At 42.2% G+C, this 16,512-nt stretch carries 16 protein-coding genes and 1 tRNA gene; 11 read left to right on the top strand and 6 right to left on the bottom strand.

What is annotated here, in order from left to right:
• Positions 1–3: 3 nt before the first annotated feature.
• Positions 4–867, bottom strand: coding sequence for an alpha/beta fold hydrolase (locus J7I42_RS25705; protein WP_209141749.1), 864 nt, complete (start codon positions 865–867; stop codon positions 4–6).
• Between the two features lie 277 nt (positions 868–1,144).
• On the opposite strand from J7I42_RS25705, the gene J7I42_RS25700 reads away from it, so the two are divergent.
• The 5 genes from J7I42_RS25700 to J7I42_RS25680 all read left to right on the top strand — a co-directional run bounded on the left by J7I42_RS25700 (position 1,145) and on the right by J7I42_RS25680 (position 5,355).
• On the top strand, positions 1,145–2,050 hold the full coding sequence (locus tag J7I42_RS25700) for an NmrA/HSCARG family protein (RefSeq protein WP_209141748.1): 906 nt from the start codon (positions 1,145–1,147) through the stop codon (positions 2,048–2,050).
• A 125-nt stretch (positions 2,051–2,175) separates the two neighbouring features.
• Complete coding sequence (locus J7I42_RS25695; protein ID WP_209141747.1) at positions 2,176–2,760, top strand: Crp/Fnr family transcriptional regulator; 585 nt, start codon at positions 2,176–2,178, stop codon at positions 2,758–2,760.
• 246 nt (positions 2,761–3,006) lie between these two features.
• Positions 3,007–3,858: an SDR family NAD(P)-dependent oxidoreductase gene (locus J7I42_RS25690; protein ID WP_209141746.1), complete on the top strand. Its 852-nt coding sequence runs from the start codon at positions 3,007–3,009 to the stop codon at positions 3,856–3,858.
• A gap of 55 nt (positions 3,859–3,913) precedes the next feature.
• Positions 3,914–4,834, top strand: coding sequence for a helix-turn-helix domain-containing protein (locus J7I42_RS25685; protein ID WP_209141745.1), 921 nt, complete (start codon positions 3,914–3,916; stop codon positions 4,832–4,834).
• A 212-nt stretch (positions 4,835–5,046) separates the two neighbouring features.
• Positions 5,047–5,355, top strand: a complete 309-nt coding sequence (locus tag J7I42_RS25680; RefSeq protein WP_209141744.1) for a YdhR family protein — start codon at positions 5,047–5,049, stop codon at positions 5,353–5,355.
• A 127-nt stretch (positions 5,356–5,482) separates the two neighbouring features.
• Here the strand turns inward: J7I42_RS25680 and trhA are convergent, their stop codons facing one another.
• Both trhA and J7I42_RS25670 read right to left on the bottom strand, forming a co-directional pair.
• A complete protein-coding gene (gene trhA / locus J7I42_RS25675; protein WP_209141743.1) occupies positions 5,483–6,109 on the bottom strand; it encodes a PAQR family membrane homeostasis protein TrhA in 627 nt (208 codons plus the stop codon).
• Between the two features lie 148 nt (positions 6,110–6,257).
• Complete coding sequence (locus J7I42_RS25670; RefSeq protein WP_209141742.1) at positions 6,258–7,154, bottom strand: helix-turn-helix domain-containing protein; 897 nt, start codon at positions 7,152–7,154, stop codon at positions 6,258–6,260.
• Positions 7,155–7,380: 226 nt separating this feature from the next.
• Between J7I42_RS25670 and J7I42_RS25665 the strand changes: the two genes are divergently transcribed.
• From J7I42_RS25665 to J7I42_RS25640, 6 genes are all read left to right on the top strand, one after another.
• Positions 7,381–9,663 (top strand): xanthine dehydrogenase family protein molybdopterin-binding subunit, encoded by a 2,283-nt coding sequence (locus J7I42_RS25665; protein ID WP_209141741.1) that lies wholly within the window; start codon positions 7,381–7,383, stop codon positions 9,661–9,663.
• A gap of 25 nt (positions 9,664–9,688) precedes the next feature.
• The gene (locus J7I42_RS25660) at positions 9,689–10,153 is read left to right on the top strand and encodes a (2Fe-2S)-binding protein (RefSeq protein ID WP_209141740.1); all 465 of its coding nucleotides are present in this window, start codon (positions 9,689–9,691) and stop codon (positions 10,151–10,153) included.
• A gap of 38 nt (positions 10,154–10,191) precedes the next feature.
• Positions 10,192–10,833: a c-type cytochrome gene (locus J7I42_RS25655; protein ID WP_209141739.1), complete on the top strand. Its 642-nt coding sequence runs from the start codon at positions 10,192–10,194 to the stop codon at positions 10,831–10,833.
• Positions 10,834–10,942: 109 nt separating this feature from the next.
• Positions 10,943–11,794, top strand: a complete 852-nt coding sequence (locus tag J7I42_RS25650; RefSeq protein WP_209141738.1) for an aldo/keto reductase — start codon at positions 10,943–10,945, stop codon at positions 11,792–11,794.
• A gap of 115 nt (positions 11,795–11,909) precedes the next feature.
• Positions 11,910–12,404 carry a nuclear transport factor 2 family protein gene (locus J7I42_RS25645; protein WP_209141737.1) on the top strand — a complete coding sequence of 165 codons (495 nt, stop codon included), beginning with the start codon at positions 11,910–11,912 and terminating at the stop codon, positions 12,402–12,404.
• Positions 12,405–12,448: 44 nt separating this feature from the next.
• On the top strand, positions 12,449–12,907 hold the full coding sequence (locus J7I42_RS25640) for a (R)-mandelonitrile lyase (RefSeq protein ID WP_236065581.1): 459 nt from the start codon (positions 12,449–12,451) through the stop codon (positions 12,905–12,907).
• A 212-nt stretch (positions 12,908–13,119) separates the two neighbouring features.
• On the opposite strand, the gene J7I42_RS25635 is transcribed toward J7I42_RS25640, so the two are convergent.
• The 3 genes from J7I42_RS25635 to J7I42_RS25625 form a co-directional block, all read right to left on the bottom strand.
• Positions 13,120–13,192, bottom strand: a tRNA-Lys gene (locus J7I42_RS25635).
• A 342-nt stretch (positions 13,193–13,534) separates the two neighbouring features.
• Positions 13,535–14,341 (bottom strand): hypothetical protein, encoded by an 807-nt coding sequence (locus J7I42_RS25630; RefSeq protein WP_209141736.1) that lies wholly within the window; start codon positions 14,339–14,341, stop codon positions 13,535–13,537.
• 195 nt (positions 14,342–14,536) lie between these two features.
• On the bottom strand, positions 14,537–16,447 hold the full coding sequence (locus J7I42_RS25625) for a T9SS type A sorting domain-containing protein (protein WP_209141735.1): 1,911 nt from the start codon (positions 16,445–16,447) through the stop codon (positions 14,537–14,539).
• Positions 16,448–16,512 lie beyond the last annotated feature (65 nt).

The raw sequence follows: 16,512 nt of genomic DNA, 5'->3' as shown, positions 1-16,512 counted from the left end.
TGCTTATTTGGTGTTCGTGCCTGCAGCATCCAAAAAAGCGGGAATGATCAAGGAAAGCAAAGATCTCTGATGCATGATGGAAATATGCGAAGTGCCTGGGAGTATCGCAAGTTGAGAAGCGGGAAGCCCCATCATGTCGCCAAGTCCGTGCCCGCCCAGTAGTTTATACATTTTTACAGCATGCTCAGGCTGGATAATATCAGCATCACCAATCATGACCAGGGCGGGTGCTTTGATACGCTTAATATCTTCGGCACTCCAGTCTTGCTTTTTCGAATTTAAAGTCTTCAGTTTATCAACCAGTAGTGCGAAATCCTGTTTTCTAGGCGCAAGACTGTCGTATTCCCGCTTGAAAGGCGACCCCTCCAGCATAGCAGGGGTTAGTTGGCTCATGCCTGCTGTAAGTTCCGGAAAAACGCCTTCAACAGTATAGCTGACAGATGTTAAAATCAATTTGTGAACATTCTCCGGGTGCCGGATAGCCAATTGTAAAGCAGCACCTGCCCCCAGGCTATAGCCGAAGACGTCGGCACTTGGCACCTGGAGGTATTTAAGTAATGCAGATGCATCATCAGCAAGTGCCTCGCAGCTGATAGCACGGTCTATATCTGCTGTTCTTCCATGACCCTGCATCTCTACTGCAATTACCGGCCGGTCTTTTGAAAGAAAGGGAATAAGCTCCCCAAAGGAAGTACCGATACCGGAAAAAGCCCCATGTAATAGAAGCAGCGGAGTGCCGGTTTTAGTACCATATACCTCATAATACATTTTCAGGCCATTAACAGGAGCATATCCCTTTTTTATGGGTTCTTCAGCCGAAACAGCGCCTGCCGACAGGCAGAAAATAACGGTAACAATAAATTTCAACTTAATTAGCTTTTGCATGCGATAGGTGTTAAAGGATGTTTAATTGATTTGCATGGCGAAGCTAAGTCAGCAAAGTTGCGGGCAGCGGGTGTGAAAACGACTTTAAGAGGGGTAAAAGTTACTATTACCGGAAACGTTTCCGTAAGCCTTCCGGATCCGGTTTGGTCTCAAATGAGGCGTAGTGACTTAAGTCGGGGCGCGTTTTATTTATTATCATTTGTCATCGTCCGCGTTAACCTCAGCTGGTAGTTTTGTATCTCAAACAAAGATTTGAGATATGACATCTGATATTAGAAAAGTGATCGCCGTAATTGGCGCTACAGGCCAGCAAGGTGGCGCTGTAGTACATGCCTTGCAAGCCAGTGGCGAATTTAAAGTGCGCGCTTTAACACGCAACCCAAACAAACACAGGGCGATTGCCCAGGAAGTCGTGGAGGCAGATCTGAACAGGCCTGATACCCTTAAAGCAGCCTTTCAGGGGGTATATGGTGTTTTCCTGGTTACTAATTTCTGGGAAAAAGGAACCGATGAAGGGAAGCAGGCAACAGCAGCTGTTCGTGCAGCCCGGGATGCCGGCGTTAAACATTTTATTTGGTCAACACTGCCGGATGTAGAAGCAATCAGCAAGGGCCTGTTCCGTGTTCCTCATTTTACTGGAAAGGCGAAAGTAGACCAGATCATTAAGGATGCCGGATTTGATTATCACACCTTCGTTATAGCCCCATTTTTTTACCAGAACTTTATGGGAGCGCTCGCACCTCAAAAACAGGAAAACGGAAGCGTTGGTTGGGCACTCCCTTTGGATCCAACAGTACGTGGCATTCATATGGGAGACATTACAGAGCTTGGTAAAATAGTAGCTGGTGCATTTGCAAAACCAACTGACGCCGGGAATGGAGCGTACCTGCCCCTGGTAGGCGAGCTAATGAGCTTTAACGAAATCGTAGATACACTCAATCAACAGGGACATGCATTTTCTTTCACGCAGGTGCCTTCAGACATTTTTACTAATCTCTTTGAAGGGGCCGACGAGATAGTCGCAACATTCAGTTATTTCCAGGCACATACCTACCTGGGTTCAGATGCATCCAAAGAGATCGCACTGGCAAACAGTATAGCTGGATCATCGATGACCAATTTTGCAGATTGGGCTCGGGTGAATTTGCCGGCACAACGACAATAAGGAGTCGAAAGCGCATTCAAATCAATACCGGTTAGGAAAATCCGTTTCCTAACCGGTTTTCCGTTCATAGAATCAATCAGTTGATTAAATTATATCTTTGTACTATAATTTTATTCGTAGAATGAATGTACGAAGCGCTTATAAACCATATAAACAGCTACAGTATAACACAGCTTAGTGAAAACGACATAGCTGCAATTAAAGACTCTTTCAGACCAGGGAAAATAAAGAAAAAGGAATTTCTGTTAAAAGAAGGAGAAGTCTGTAACATCACTGCCTTTATTATCAACGGAGCGCTGCGGCAATACTCGGTTGATGAAAAAGGAGCAGAACATATTGTTGGTCTGTTTATTGAAAATTGGTGGGCAAGTGACCGGGAAAGCTGGACGACGCTTATGCCATCCCATTATAATATTGATGCCTGGGAGGATACAGACGTATTGCTTCTTACAAGAGACACCTACTTTGAACGGATAAAATCCATACCCGCTTTTATTGAAATGAATTTAAAGTTACAGGAAAATAATTCTTTCTCCGTACAGAAGCGGGTCCATGCATTGATCAGTTTGCCGGCAGAAAAACGATATATCAATCTCATCAATGATTATCCGCAGTTCCTGCAGCGTTTTCCACAGCATATCATTGCTTCTTATCTTGGTATTACCAAAGAAACACTCAGCCGGGTACGGCGTCAGTTAAGCAATAAATAAACATGAAAGCCCTGGACAGATTCGAACTTCCTAAATAATTTGAAACTATTAGCTAATATGATTGAGTAACCACAATCGCCTTCTTACTAATTTTAAAATAGCGGGCGCGTTTCAATAGTGGCCGGGCGCACGATATCTTTCACTTTGATTGCAATAAATCCGTAGTTAGACTACAAATCTTCTCAATTAGACTACATCCGGTAAGTGGCGTCTCCTGATTTTTGTCCTATCAAAAATTGAAATGAAATGAGCAAGAAAAATCAAGGAAATAGTAAAGTTTGGTTTATTACCGGAGCTTCGCGTGGATTTGGAAACGTTTGGGCGCAGGCCGCCCTGGAACGTGGTGATAAAGTCGCCGCTACAGCACGTAGTGTAAATAGTTTAGCCGGCCTTAATGAAAAGTATGGCGAAAATGTATTGACCCTGGAATTAGACGTGACCAAACCTGGCCAGGCAGAAACAGCCATAACCCAGGCACATGCCCATTTCGGCAGGTTGGATATTGTGTTGAACAATGCCGGTTATTCACTGGTAGGTACCATAGAGGAGGCGAGTGCGGAAGATGTTAAAGCGATGTATGAAACCAACGTTTTCGGGGCAGTCAGAGTTATCCAGGCTGCTTTGCCATTGCTTCGAAAGCAAGGTAGCGGACATATACTTGGCACTTCCAGCAACCTGGGCCACGTGACGCTGCCTGTAATTGGCTACTATTGCTCGTCAAAATGGGCTTTTGAGGCTATACACGAAAGCCTGTCTGCGGAGATTAAAGATTTTGGGATCAAAGTGACCATTATTGAACCGGGCGCATATGCTACGGAATTTGGCAGTCCCGAATCTTTGAAATTTGCAGCCGGAATGGAAATATACTCGGATTTTAAAACGCAATTTTTCGGAAGATTAACAGATATGGAAAGAGGCGATCCGAATGCCACACCACAAGCGCTCTTTAAGGTCGTAGACTCTGAAAACCCGCCGTTACGGTTCAATCTGGGTAGTCAAAATCTGCCATGGGTACGTGCAGCTTACGAAGAACGTTTGGCCCTTTGGGAAAAATGGGACGCCGTTTCTAATTCTGCCCAGGCTTTATTTAAATCATAACTGAACATAACCGGTAATGATTAGAGTTACCGGTTATGATTATATTTGTTTTCAAATGAAAAAAGTCCAAAAAAGCCTTCACAAATTTGAGACTTTGTCCGATGCACATCGGGCATTTGGTATGCCTCAGCCAAAGCATCCCCTGATTAGTTTGATCAAAGGAGCACCATCCTGGTCGGAACTACACCAGCCGTCTCAACCGCATGTGCTCGGATTTTATAAAATTTCTTACAAACCAAAACTTGCCGGTAAATTAAAATATGGGCAGGGTTATTATGACTTCGATGAAGGAGGCTTGCTGTTCGCTGCGCCCGGCCAGGTAATAAGCGGTGCAGAAAACGAGGAAGCAATATGTTCTGAGTATACTTTGCTGATTCATCCTGATTTCTTTTTTGGTTATCCCATAGCTAAGAACATCAGTCAGTATGGATTCTTTTCTTATGCAGTGAACGAAACGCTGCACCTTTCCGAAAATGAAAAAGACTCAATCATTTCAGTTTTCAGGATCATGGAAGAGGAATTGAACGGCCGCATAGATGACTTCAGCCAGGATGTGGTTATTTCTCAGATCGAGTTATTGCTGAATTACGCTAATCGCTACTATAATCGCCAATTCATTACCCGTAAGACCGTCAGTCATGATCTTCTGCAAAAACTAGAAGACCTGCTGGCCGGTTATTTCAACAATGAATATTCTCTAAGCAATGGCATTCCGACCGTTCAGTATCTTGCCGAAAACTTACATTTGTCACCCAGTTATTTAAGCGATATGCTCCGAGTGCTTACTGGACAAAGTGCACAGCAACACATCCATGATAAACTGATTGAAAAGGCAAAGGAAAAACTTTCTACAACTACCTCATCTGTGAGTGAAATAGCTTATGCATTAGGTTTCGAACATCCGCAGTCATTCAGTAAGTTATTTAAAACAAAGACCAACCTTTCTCCTCTTGAGTTCAGGCGGTCTTTTAACTGAATAGCATTAAATTGTTACATGGCATTCGTTGGAATGATAAATGATTTTTATTACTAAGGCTTGACGGTGATCAAAACAACGCTAAAAAAAGCGCTCCCCCGACTGAACTAAAATAATGGCGTAAATTGAGACTAAAATGTTGGTACGCCTGAGGGAAGCTACTGACATCGATCGGTTGCACCCCTTGGGTGGTAATAAAAAAAATTTAAACAATGCACGCACAAATTATCACTTATCAATTAAACGATATTTCACAAGCGGAATATCTTAAGCAAATGGTTGAGCCAGATGCACCTATATTAGCGAATGTAAAGGGGCTTATTTCAAAGGTTTGGTTAACAGACAAAGAAAAAAACTCTTTTGGAGGATTTTATCTATGGGAAAGTAAAACTGCTATGGAAGAGTTTATGCACTCTGACCTTGTAAAGGCAGTGGTGAGCAGACCGTTTGTAAAAAATGTATCCTCCGTAGACTATGAAGTAAACGAAAAGGCATCTTTAATAACTCGTGGATTGAAATAAAAGCAATTTTTTTACGGAATTGCGTGTGAGCACTACAAACCTGGTGAAATTGAAAAAGTGAAAGATGGAATTTGGTTCTATTACTTAGAATATGCTACAATAGTTATAGAACCTGCGCCCTCTTTCCTCAAATCGTTAGTAATACAGCTATGTAATGACAAATAGCTGCTGCGAGTACAAAGCTGTGCCATACGGCATGTGTGTAGGTGTACTTGTCCCACAAATAAAAAAAAGAGCCCACGGTATATAGTACGCCGCCGAGGATGATAAATATCAATACATCACCTGGCATGGCGTTAAAGAATTTACCCCCGCCGACCAACATGATCCACCCCATTGCGAGGTATACTATTGTCGAAATAACGTCGAACCTGCCTGTCCAACGAATTTTAATAAAAACGCCTACCACCGCGAGACTCCATAAAATCACCAGGAGACTTATCCCAAAAGAATTATTCAGGAACACCAATAAGAAAGGAGTATACGTTCCTGCAATGAAGAAATAAATACTGATATGATCCAACTTCATAAAAAGCAGTCTGATAGCGGGGTCCCTGGTTATATGGAATATAGTGGAAGCTGAAAAGAGCATTAAAAAGCAAAACCCGTAAATGCCTGACCCTACGATGCCGGGTACATTATTATTGGTTGTGGCAATTGCAGTTAGAACAGGAATTGCACTTATTCCGAATAACATGCCGAAGCCATGTATCAGGCCGTTAACGACATCCTGCTTGCGCGTATAGCTTTCCATAATGTCAAATATTTATATCTCTATCCTGCAATTTATTTGCCGGGTTGGTTACCTCAGGTAATTTGGCTCCATTTGACGACCATAAAGCGACAGGATTGGTCATTAGCCGCACTCTTGATGTCTAGTATTTTCGTCCAAAATAAAAGTCCTAGTTATACTTTCTATACTCGTTTGGCGACACTCCGGTTCTCTGCTTAAATAAACGGGTAAAGTGCTGAGGATATTTAAATCCCAGATCAAAGGCAATTTCGTTTACTGTTATGCCTGGGTCAAAGATTTTTTCTTTTGCAACTTCAATAATTTTTGACTGAATATATTCCTGCGCTGTCTTGCCGGTTTCTTTCTTTATCAGGTCTCCAAAATAATTGGCTGATATATTCAATTCGCCAGCGAAATAAGCAACCGCAGGCAAGCCGATTGTTTGTGGTTTGTCAGAATGAAAATAATCGTTCAAAAGTTGCTCGAACTTTTCCAGTGTTCCTTTATGTACATTATCACGGGTGATAAACTGCCGGTCGTAAAAACGAACACAATAATCCAGGAAGAGCTCGATATTTGATACAATCAGCCTTTTACTGTGTTTATCTACTGCGTGCTCCAACTCATATTCAATTTTGGAAAAACAATCCAAAACAATACTTCTTTCACGCTCAGACAAATGAAGCGCTTCATTTGATTGATAGCCAAAAAATGAAAAGTCCTGAATACGTTTTCCCAGTGGAGTTCCATGTAACAATTCTGCATGAAATATCAGTGCATATCCTTTGGGTTGATAAATTTCTCCATTGCTATTGATGCCTGCTACCTGTCCCGGAGCCAGGAAAACCAATGTGCCCTCCTGATAATCGTACGTATGCCTACCGTAAGCCATATCACCACATTTCACCTCTTTTAGGAATATGGTATAAAAGCCGAAATACATTTTTGAGCCACTTCTTGGATTGGCTTTAGACAAATCTACCACACTGACTAACGGGTGCAATGTTTCATTATTATTAAATGCATTGTACTGGCCTATAGTCTCAAAACGACGCATATTATCCATAAATATCCGGTTTAATACATCCTAAAATTACCGCTTTATCAATGGTTTAAAATGTTCAGGAGCGCGAAATCCGGAATATTGGTAGATAAAACCGGAATATAGATACCAGTAGTGCAGGAAAAACAAGGAACTTAGAATATAAGGCGATCTAAACAGTTTCACTGGAAAGCCAACGGCAGAAATATTGCAGTGATTATCTTTTGTTTAAACGAAAAACCACTAAAAAATGGAACAATCCAGGTCAATTCCCAGCAGGCGTTCCTTTCTAAAATCTTCCTTACTTGCAGGTGGCGGTCTTTTGATCAGCTTCACCTGGTTTCCCGGAGCAGGAATCGCAGACCCTTCAAAAATGAACGATCTGCCGGAGCAATGGAATGAATTGAATGGGTATATAAAAATCACTCCGGACAATATCATAAAAATCCTTAATCCAAACCCGGAATTTGGGCAGAACGTGATGACCTCACTTCCTATGATCATTGCCGAGGAGTTGGAAGCAGACTGGCAACAGATAGTGGTAGAAATGGGGCCGCACGATAATGTAAAATTAGGGCCACAATTTACTGGGGGAAGCAATTCTGTGCGGATGTATTGGAAACCACTTCGCGAAGCAGGGGCCGCAGCACGCCAAATGTTGATCGAAGCAGCAGCTCAAACGTGGAATGTGCCTGTGGAAGAAGTGACCACTAAAGCAGGAATGCTATATCATGAAAAAACCGGTAAATCGGGAACGTATGGTTCCTTTGCATCAAAAGCTTCAGGCATTCCCATTCCCAAAAACATTACACTAAAAAAGGTAAAGGATTTTAAAGTAGTACGAAACTCCCAGAAAAATGTAGAGAGTTTGAAAATCGTTTCTGGTAAACCTCTCTTTGGACTGGATTATAAACACGAAGGGATGCTGATTGCCATGATCCAACATCCCCCAGCCTTCGGGATGAAACTTAAAACGTTTGATGCAGGGGAAGCCTTGAAAATGCCAGGCATTAAAGATGTTTTTAGGCAACAATTATATGAAGATGGTTATGAGCAGGCCGGTTTTGATACACGAACATTTAATGATCTGTTAGTGGTGGTGGGAAATACCACCTGGGAAGTGATGAATGCCCGTAAAAAACTAAAAGTAACGTGGGATCCTATCGAAGACTCTAAAGAAACTATAGCCGCCCGGGGTGGCAAGAAAGAGGTGGTAATTCCGGGCGGACTTGAAAGCACCAGCACGCATTTGGAAAAAATGCAGGAATATGCAAAGAAACCTGCTCAACAGCTAAGAAGAGACGGTGACCCGGAAACTGCCTTTAAAAACGCGGCTCAAGTCATCGAACGCACTTATAATGCACCGTTTTTGGCGCACAACTGCATGGAGCCAATGAATTTTTTCGCATATGTTACAGATGAAAAGGCTTTAGTGGTGGGTCCATTGCAGGCACCAGGTTGGACAGAACCTACTCTATCGAAGATTTTACAATTACCTGCTGACAAAATAGAAATTCAAATGACGCGTATGGGTGGAGGCTTTGGCCGCCGGGCATATGCACATTATCTGATAGAAGCGGCCCTGATCTCTAAAAAAGTAAAAGCCCCAGTCAAACTAATATATACACGTGAAGATGATATGACTTATGGCATTTATCGCCCCATGTATACGGCAACTTACCGGGCTGCTTTGGATGCAAACAAAAATTTGATCGCCTTTCATGTTAAGGGCGGTGGTATTCCTGAACATGCCATTCATGCCAATAGATTTCCTGCCGGGGCAGTTGACAATTATCTGGCTGAAGGTTGGGAAATACCCTCCAATATTACAATTGGTGCATTCCGGGCGCCGCGATCAAATTTCAATGCCGCAGCAGAACAATCATTTTTAGATGAACTGGCGGAAGTAATGGGTAAAGATCCAATCGATCTCAGATTGGAATTGTTGAAGAAAGCCAAAGAAAACCCGGTAGGCCAAAACAATGAATATGATGCCGACAGATATGCTGGTGTATTGAATCTGGTTAAAGAAAAATCAGGTTGGAATAATACTGAAAACAAAAAATACAGTCGGGGTGTGGCCGCTTATTTCTGTCATAATTCGTATGCGGCCCATGTGGTTGACATCGTTATGCAAAACGGCCGTCCTTATGTTGAACGGGTCTTTAGCGCAATTGATTGTGGTATTGTTGTAAACCCTGATGCAGCGACTAACATGGTCGAAGGAGCTGTTGTTGATGGCATCGGCAATTCATTTTATGGAAAGCTAAGCCATAAAGATGGCGCAGCAGAGCAAAACAACTTTAACCGGTACAGGATGATCCGGCATAGTGAAGTGCCAAAGAAAATAGAAGTACATTTTGTTCAAAACGATATCGATCCTACCGGTTTGGGCGAGCCGCCGTTTCCGCCGGTGTTTGGCGCTTTGGCTAATGCACTGTATAGGGGTACCAATAAAAGGTATTACAACCAGCCGTACTTTGACGAGTTTTTAAAGCAAGCTGGTAAGCCGGAAAATAAAAGGTCATTTTAATTATGCTTACTGTCAATTTTCAACTATGATCAAATTAAATATCAATAATAAAAATTACGAACTCGATATAGATCCTGATACGCCGTTGCTATGGGTACTCAGGGATACAATTGGGCTTGTAGGAACAAAATACGGATGTGGCGTGGCGCAATGTGGCGCCTGCGTAGTTCATTTGAATGGCGAAGCTGTTCGTTCCTGCGTGACAAAAATCAGCAGGGCTGCGGGACAAAACGTAATAACGATAGAAGGGCTCTCGGAAAACAATGACCATCCTTTGCAAAAGGCTTGGGTGGAATTGGATGTTGTTCAGTGTGGATACTGTCAGGCGGGCCAGATCATGTCAGCGGCAGTACTGCTAAGAGAAAATAAGAACCCGACAGATAAGGATATAGAGTTAGCAATGGAGGGAAATATCTGTCGATGTGGCACCTACCTGCGGATCAAAAAGGCAATTCATTTGGCAGCCGAAATTCAGCGCAATGGTTCTTAGTAAGAATAACATTTTCTGAGAGTTAAAATTAGATCAGCATGGAAATCAAACCTGGGAAAAAAAGGCTTAATATTCGATATGCAAAATTTGCAATTATTATAATATTTATTGTAAGCGTAAGTGGGCTGTTAGCCAGCGGGTTCAGGAGTAATACAAGTCATGAAAAGGCATGGGTCGTAGAAGTTAATAATAAAGATAGCATCGCATCTGTAGACGCCTTTATGAAGGTATACCAGGTGCTAAAAAGTCCCCGATGTATGAATTGCCATCCTGCCGGTGATATACCGCTACAAGGAGATGACAGCCATTTACACACCATGTCACCAATAAGAGGGAAAGACGGTAAAGGAGTTTACGCAATGAAATGTTCAAATTGCCATCAACCTACCAATTCCGCCGGATTAAACACACCGCCCGGTAATCCCAAATGGGGGCTGCCGCCCGATGATATGAAAATGATTTTTGAAGGAAAATCACCTCGTGAACTTGCATTACAAATTATGGACTACAAGCGTAATGGGCATAAAAATAAAGCGCAATTATTAGAACACGCCAGGGACACCCTGGTAAAGGCCGGATGGAATATGGGCGCGGGCCGCAAACCGCCCCCATTGTCGTATAAGGAATTTGTAGCAGCATGGGACAAGTGGATTAATAATGGCGGAGTAGCGCCTAAATAACACAATATATCTTATCTCCTGTACCCGGAACATTGGTAGAGAAATCCGTAATGTATATACTATAGGGCAGGAATATTGACCGCACCTTTGCATAACTAAATAAATAAGTATGCAAAACGTGACATTGAACAATGGCGTAGTAATGCCCATTCTGGGGTTCGGAGTTTTCCAGGTAACTGACCTGGCAGAATGCGAACGGAGCGTATTAGATGCAATAACTACAGGCTACCGCTTAATTGATACTGCTCAGTCTTATGGCAACGAAGAAGCAGTAGGAAAGGCCATTAAAAAAAGTGGTGTACCAAGAGAGGACCTGTTTATTACTACAAAACTTTGGATACAATCAAATGGCTATGACGGAACAAAGAAGGCTTTTGAAAATTCGCTAAAGCGATTACAATTAGATTACCTCGACTTGTATCTTATTCATCAGCCATTCGGAGATGTATATGGAGAATGGAGAGCAATACAGGATTTGTATAAAGAGGGTCGGATAAGAGCAATAGGTGTAAGCAACTTTCATCCCGACAGGCTTATTGATTTGATTATTCACAATGAAATTGTTCCGGCAGTCAATCAAATAGAAACCCACCCATTTCATCAACAAATTGAAACACAAAAATTCTTACAGGAAAATAATGTTCGAATAGAATCGTGGGGGCCATTTGCGGAAGGCAAAAACAACATTTTTGGAAATGATATACTTCTTTCAATTGGAAAGAGACACAATAAATCAATTGCGCAGGTTATTCTTCGTTGGCTTACTCAAAGAGGTGTAATTACGATTCCAAAATCAGTTCGCAAAGAAAGGATGGAAGAGAACATCAACATTTTTGATTTTGAGTTGAGTTTGGATGACATGGAAGCCATAAAAACACTTGATACAAAAGCCAGCCTTTTCTTTGATCACCGTGATCCCGCCATGGTAAAATGGTTAGGCGAAAGAAAACTGAATGTTTAAATCTTCACTTGTATGATAAACATAAGTATAAACTAAAACGCAGTCTCATTGGCGGAGTAAGAGGCCAGGATAATCGTAATGGATGAAATACTGAAAAAACAAAAATATAAACAACATGAAAGCAAAAATCATCGGACTGTTTCTAGTGGTTATGAGTGTGCAATTGTCCTACGCACAACAGCCACCAACCGAAACAATTAAAACTGTTACGAATAACACGCCAGAACAACAGGCAATCATCAACCTTTCAAAACAGAAATGGAATTGGATGGCTGAAAAAAATGTAGATTCTTTAAATCTGCTCTTTGATAACAAATCGATGTTTATTCACATGGGAGGAACATGGGGAAAAGCCCAGGAATTGAATACTATTAAAAGTGGGGGTATCTGGTACAAGAAAGCTGAGGTTTACGCTGTCGTAGTAAATATGTTTGGTAACACTGCTATCCTACTGAATGATATTGACCTGGTGGCAGTAGTGGGTGGAAACGAAGTGACCAACCCTTTTATGGTGACCGAGGTGTATATTAAAGAGGGCGGCAAATGGAAGATGGGCTCACTCACCTTCTCACATCTTCGTAGACCCGTTAAAATGAATAATAATAACTAACGACCGAATCGATGTTTACTCTCATGCAATTAAAAATAAATAAGATGAGACTAATATTTTGCTTAATGATTGTATTAATTGTCGCCATATCTAATCTGGCAGAGGCACAGGATACGTCCATTTTCCCCAAAGGAGGAAAAGCGCCTGCAGATCGTTTTACAGGCACTGTTTGGATTTATCCATTGATACAACCACAAGACTCGCTGGATTGTGTCAGTTCAAGTGTAACGTTTGAACCAGGAGCAAGAACCAATTGGCATATGCATCCAGGTGGCCAGGCTTTGCTCGTTATAGAAGGAAAAGGGTATTATCAGGAAAGAGGTACGCGAATGAGAACAATACAAAAAGGAGATGTAGTAAAATGTCCTCCCGGAGTGGAACATTGGCATGGTGCTTCGCCTGATACTAAACTTACTCATATTGCTATTGTGACCAATGCTGAAAAAGGTAATTCGGTGTGGCTGCAAAAGGTGACAGATAAGCAGTACCATGGCCTTGAATAAATACAAACTTGTACATGAACTCAACTGAATTCTTAGGTGTGAATGAAAAACAAGCTGTAGTCTTTGACAAACAAGCAATTAGGGTATTTTGCTTTTGAATGGAAGTTGAAATACTCACAGAAAAATATTTTTCACTCGAACTCTATGAAACGCAGGCTCACAATGGATTTGACAATAAAAAAAACCAGCTTTTGCAAGCTGGTTCTATCCTGTGTCCCCGCAGAGACTCGAACTCTGGACCCATTGATTAAGAGTCAATTGCTCTACCAACTGAGCTACGGAGACAATTTTATTTCTACCCGTTAGGTTAGAAAGGATTGCAAAAATAAGGGGTTAATTCTTTCCAGCCAACACTAATGGTTGAAAAATAAGCAAAATATCAATTTTAAGTCGCTGATTTGCAGTATAAACGACATTAAGGGGCTTCCTGGAGACCTTCCAGTCTCTGCGGGGACACAAAATATAAGCATCCGCCAGCTGGCGGATGCTTTTTTTATTGGTAAAACCTTTGTAGAATTTCGTTTCAGCGAGTTCGAGTGTAAATTGAAATGACCCATATCTCATTACACGTCGCCAATGTCCAGCCCGCTTCAGCAAATGAACCCCTTTTTCATTTATCAACCCAGCTCATTCTTTGGGTATCAACACATACTTTCTGGTACTTTCCCCCATGTTAATTTTACAATTTGTAACATATCCCGCACGATTATAGGAATACTCGTAGGTTGTTGGTGGCGTACTAACCAAATTCAGATCCTGGTAGTGGAAGCTGTACTTACGAAAATTATTTTTTGACATAACAAGACCAATCATGGGACTTTGTGTTATGTAAGCGGCGTTAGGACCCAGAATATTCTTTTTATCATCATAGTCGGACCATTGCTCTGTAAGGTAGGGGACAGATGTGGTATCATAAGTTAAAACCCGCTCTGTTATATTTCCCCTGTCGTCAAGCGTCACTACTACTTTAGACCCAACTTTGGCTGGAATGGAGTGGGTTTGAACGATGGTTCGACCGCTATAAGCATACTCATCAGAATAAAGCAATTCGCTGGTATTCAACTTATATGCTTTAGACTGTACAAGCTGCCCCTGACTGTTATAAGTATATTCGGTTCTTGTGTCGGTAAATGGCATGCTGGCGGTTGTGGTATTAATCAGTTCTGTTTTAGCCAACTGTGCGTTGTTGTTATAACTATAGCTGGTAGTTTGGTGCGTCCATATCCGCAGCGTAACAGGATCATTAGACGTTGAAGTTGTTACCTGCCAGTTGTTATTATATTCATAAGAATATCTAAGCTGGTCACCAACATATATTTCTTTCACCACATATTCTCTGTTATCGGGCTCATCATCATGTTTTCCGCAAGCATTAATGAATAATGCCAATGAACAGCAAAGCAGTAATCGGTAAAAGGGTTTAAAGTAATTCATAACGGTTTTGGTTAGTGTAACAAATATAAAAAATATCGGTACCCAAAGTATGTTAAACGAATGCTATTTCAGCTAAAGTTGACATGATCGGTGATGATTTCGTTGCATATATTAGACTATTTACTTATGACTGACCCTTGAAATGCAAAAAGCCCTCCGGAATTTATCGGGAGGGCTTTTCTTATTCAGAAAGTCTTATTGTTTCACAAACCGCGTGTTAATTGAAATGTGGCCATCGGTAGCCTTCAGCGTATATACACCAACCGGTAGTGTGCTTATGTCCAATGTGGTATTCAGGGCATTGCCATTGGAGGTAAGAATGCTCCTCTTTACCAACTGGCCATTTAGATCAAATACCTGCAAACTGGTATTACCATTAAATCCACCGGGTATTTGAACCTGTAGTACATTCTTAACAGGGTTGGGGAATATTTGCAAATTGGAAGTTGATCCGGCAGCGTATTTAATGATAAGGATCTTACTAAAGGTAACACTGCCATCAAGATCCTGTACCCGTAAACGGTAATAGTTGTCGGCAGTGGTAAACGGACTTTGATCAGCAAATGAATAGTTTCTGGCAGTAAAGCTGTTGCCGGTAGCTGCAACAGTTCCAATGGCTTTAAAGGTTTTACCATCGTTGCTGCGTTCAACTACAAACTGCGATACATTCTCTTCCATGCTGGTAGTCCATTGTAATACTACGCTGCTGGTTTGTTTTTGGCCATAAAACTGGGTAAGTATCATGGGTAGCGTAGAATTATCGTTCTGGAAAGCGGCTATAGCGAGATCGGGAGGTCCACCGCTGGTGCCAGCCAGGTAAATACGGTCACCGTTCAGTGCAACCACCAGGGCTCTATCATCATCAGTCAAAGCTATATTAGCGGCTGCTTTTCCATCTCCATCAAAAGTTACATCGAGTTGGCCGGCAGCCGTAAAACGCATTGTCATTAAACCGAGTTTTTTATCACCATTTGAAGTAGGGAAAATGTCAACGCTGCCACCGATCACAATTTTACCATCGCTTTGCAGGGCTACGCTGTTGCAATCATCATCCGAGTTTAGACCTGTATAATTTGCAATTGCTTTACCACCTGAACCAAAGGTGCCATCTAATGAACCATCAGTAGCTATCCGTAATACAACCACATCGCTATTGGCGCCACGCGCACCACCCGGTTTTGTGATGCCGGCCACTAACAATTGACCATCGGGTTGAACGGCCATGCCACGCGCCTCATCATACGTACCGGTACCAATATCGAAAGTAGCAATACCACCCGAACCAAAGTTGCCATCGAGCGCACCGCTGGATGTATAACGTACTACCGTGAAATCTCCATTGCCTGTGTGGGTGTTTTCAAAACTTGAATTGCTGGTTCCGGCTATGGTGATGGCGCCGGTAGTGTTATTGATCGAAATGCCTTGTGCAATATCGTAACTATTGATGTTTGTTTTTACAATGCCGCCGCTACCAAATGAACCATCCAGTGAACCATCAGGTTTATATCGTACTACTGCATAATCTGAATTGCCGGAGGCATTGAAGCTAAAGCCTGTCACCACAATTTTGCCGTCATTTTGTATGGCCACATTGCGTGCTTCGTCATTACCAGGCCCCAGGTTGGTGGTAACTTTTCCATCTGTTCCAAAGCTATTGTCAAAGCTGCCATCTTCATTGAAACGCATTACACAAAAATCTTTATTGGTGGGCCAGTTCCAGCCTGCCACTACTATTTTGCCATCAGGTTGCAGAGCCATCCCATACCCGCGTGCGGAGTTACCTCCCGGCCCATCCTCTGAACGTACCCTGACTACACCGCCGGTGCCAAAGGAATTATCCAATATGCCGGCCTTAGTATACCGGACAACGAGAAAATAATCGTCGTTTTGAGTATAACCGGCCACTAATATTTTGCCATCTGAGGTAAAGGCCATAGCCGTTCCAAAATCATATACGTCCGGTAAACCAGAGGGATTATCGATCCTGAATCCGGGGCCGATCCCGTTTGTGCCTGAAGCATTGAATTGAATGTCCAGGCTTCCAACCTGGGCACTAACGTACAGGCATAAAAAGGCCATTGTGAGAGTAGAAGTAAGCTTCTTCATAAATGTTTATTGTGTGTCTTAGTATAAGCAAAGGCACATAGAAATTGGAAGGTTGTTGTTCAAAG

The sequence above is a fragment of the Niastella soli genome, assembly GCF_017742245.1.
In the GTDB taxonomy this organism is placed as follows: Bacteria; Bacteroidota; Bacteroidia; order Chitinophagales; family Chitinophagaceae; genus Niastella; species Niastella soli.
The sequence above is the reverse complement of the archived record's forward strand: the minus strand, read 5'-3'. Positions and strand labels throughout refer to the sequence as shown.

Excerpts from the sequence above, each read along its gene's own strand:
- J7I42_RS25700 (WP_209141748.1), top strand. The coding sequence starts at position 1,145 with ATGACATCTGATATTAGAAAAGTGATCGCCGTAATTGGCGCTACAGGC.
- J7I42_RS25695 (WP_209141747.1), top strand. The coding sequence starts at position 2,176 with ATGTACGAAGCGCTTATAAACCATATAAACAGCTACAGTATAACACAG.
- J7I42_RS25690 (WP_209141746.1), top strand. The coding sequence starts at position 3,007 with ATGAGCAAGAAAAATCAAGGAAATAGTAAAGTTTGGTTTATTACCGGA.
- J7I42_RS25685 (WP_209141745.1), top strand. The coding sequence starts at position 3,914 with ATGAAAAAAGTCCAAAAAAGCCTTCACAAATTTGAGACTTTGTCCGAT.
- J7I42_RS25680 (WP_209141744.1), top strand. The coding sequence starts at position 5,047 with ATGCACGCACAAATTATCACTTATCAATTAAACGATATTTCACAAGCG.
- trhA (WP_209141743.1), bottom strand. The coding sequence starts at position 6,109 with ATGGAAAGCTATACGCGCAAGCAGGATGTCGTTAACGGCCTGATACAT.
- J7I42_RS25670 (WP_209141742.1), bottom strand. The coding sequence starts at position 7,154 with ATGGATAATATGCGTCGTTTTGAGACTATAGGCCAGTACAATGCATTT.
- J7I42_RS25665 (WP_209141741.1), top strand. The coding sequence starts at position 7,381 with ATGGAACAATCCAGGTCAATTCCCAGCAGGCGTTCCTTTCTAAAATCT.
- J7I42_RS25660 (WP_209141740.1), top strand. The coding sequence starts at position 9,689 with ATGATCAAATTAAATATCAATAATAAAAATTACGAACTCGATATAGAT.
- J7I42_RS25655 (WP_209141739.1), top strand. The coding sequence starts at position 10,192 with ATGGAAATCAAACCTGGGAAAAAAAGGCTTAATATTCGATATGCAAAA.
- J7I42_RS25650 (WP_209141738.1), top strand. The coding sequence starts at position 10,943 with ATGCAAAACGTGACATTGAACAATGGCGTAGTAATGCCCATTCTGGGG.
- J7I42_RS25645 (WP_209141737.1), top strand. The coding sequence starts at position 11,910 with ATGAAAGCAAAAATCATCGGACTGTTTCTAGTGGTTATGAGTGTGCAA.
- J7I42_RS25640 (WP_236065581.1), top strand. The coding sequence starts at position 12,449 with ATGAGACTAATATTTTGCTTAATGATTGTATTAATTGTCGCCATATCT.
- J7I42_RS25630 (WP_209141736.1), bottom strand. The coding sequence starts at position 14,341 with ATGAATTACTTTAAACCCTTTTACCGATTACTGCTTTGCTGTTCATTG.
- J7I42_RS25625 (WP_209141735.1), bottom strand. The coding sequence starts at position 16,447 with ATGAAGAAGCTTACTTCTACTCTCACAATGGCCTTTTTATGCCTGTAC.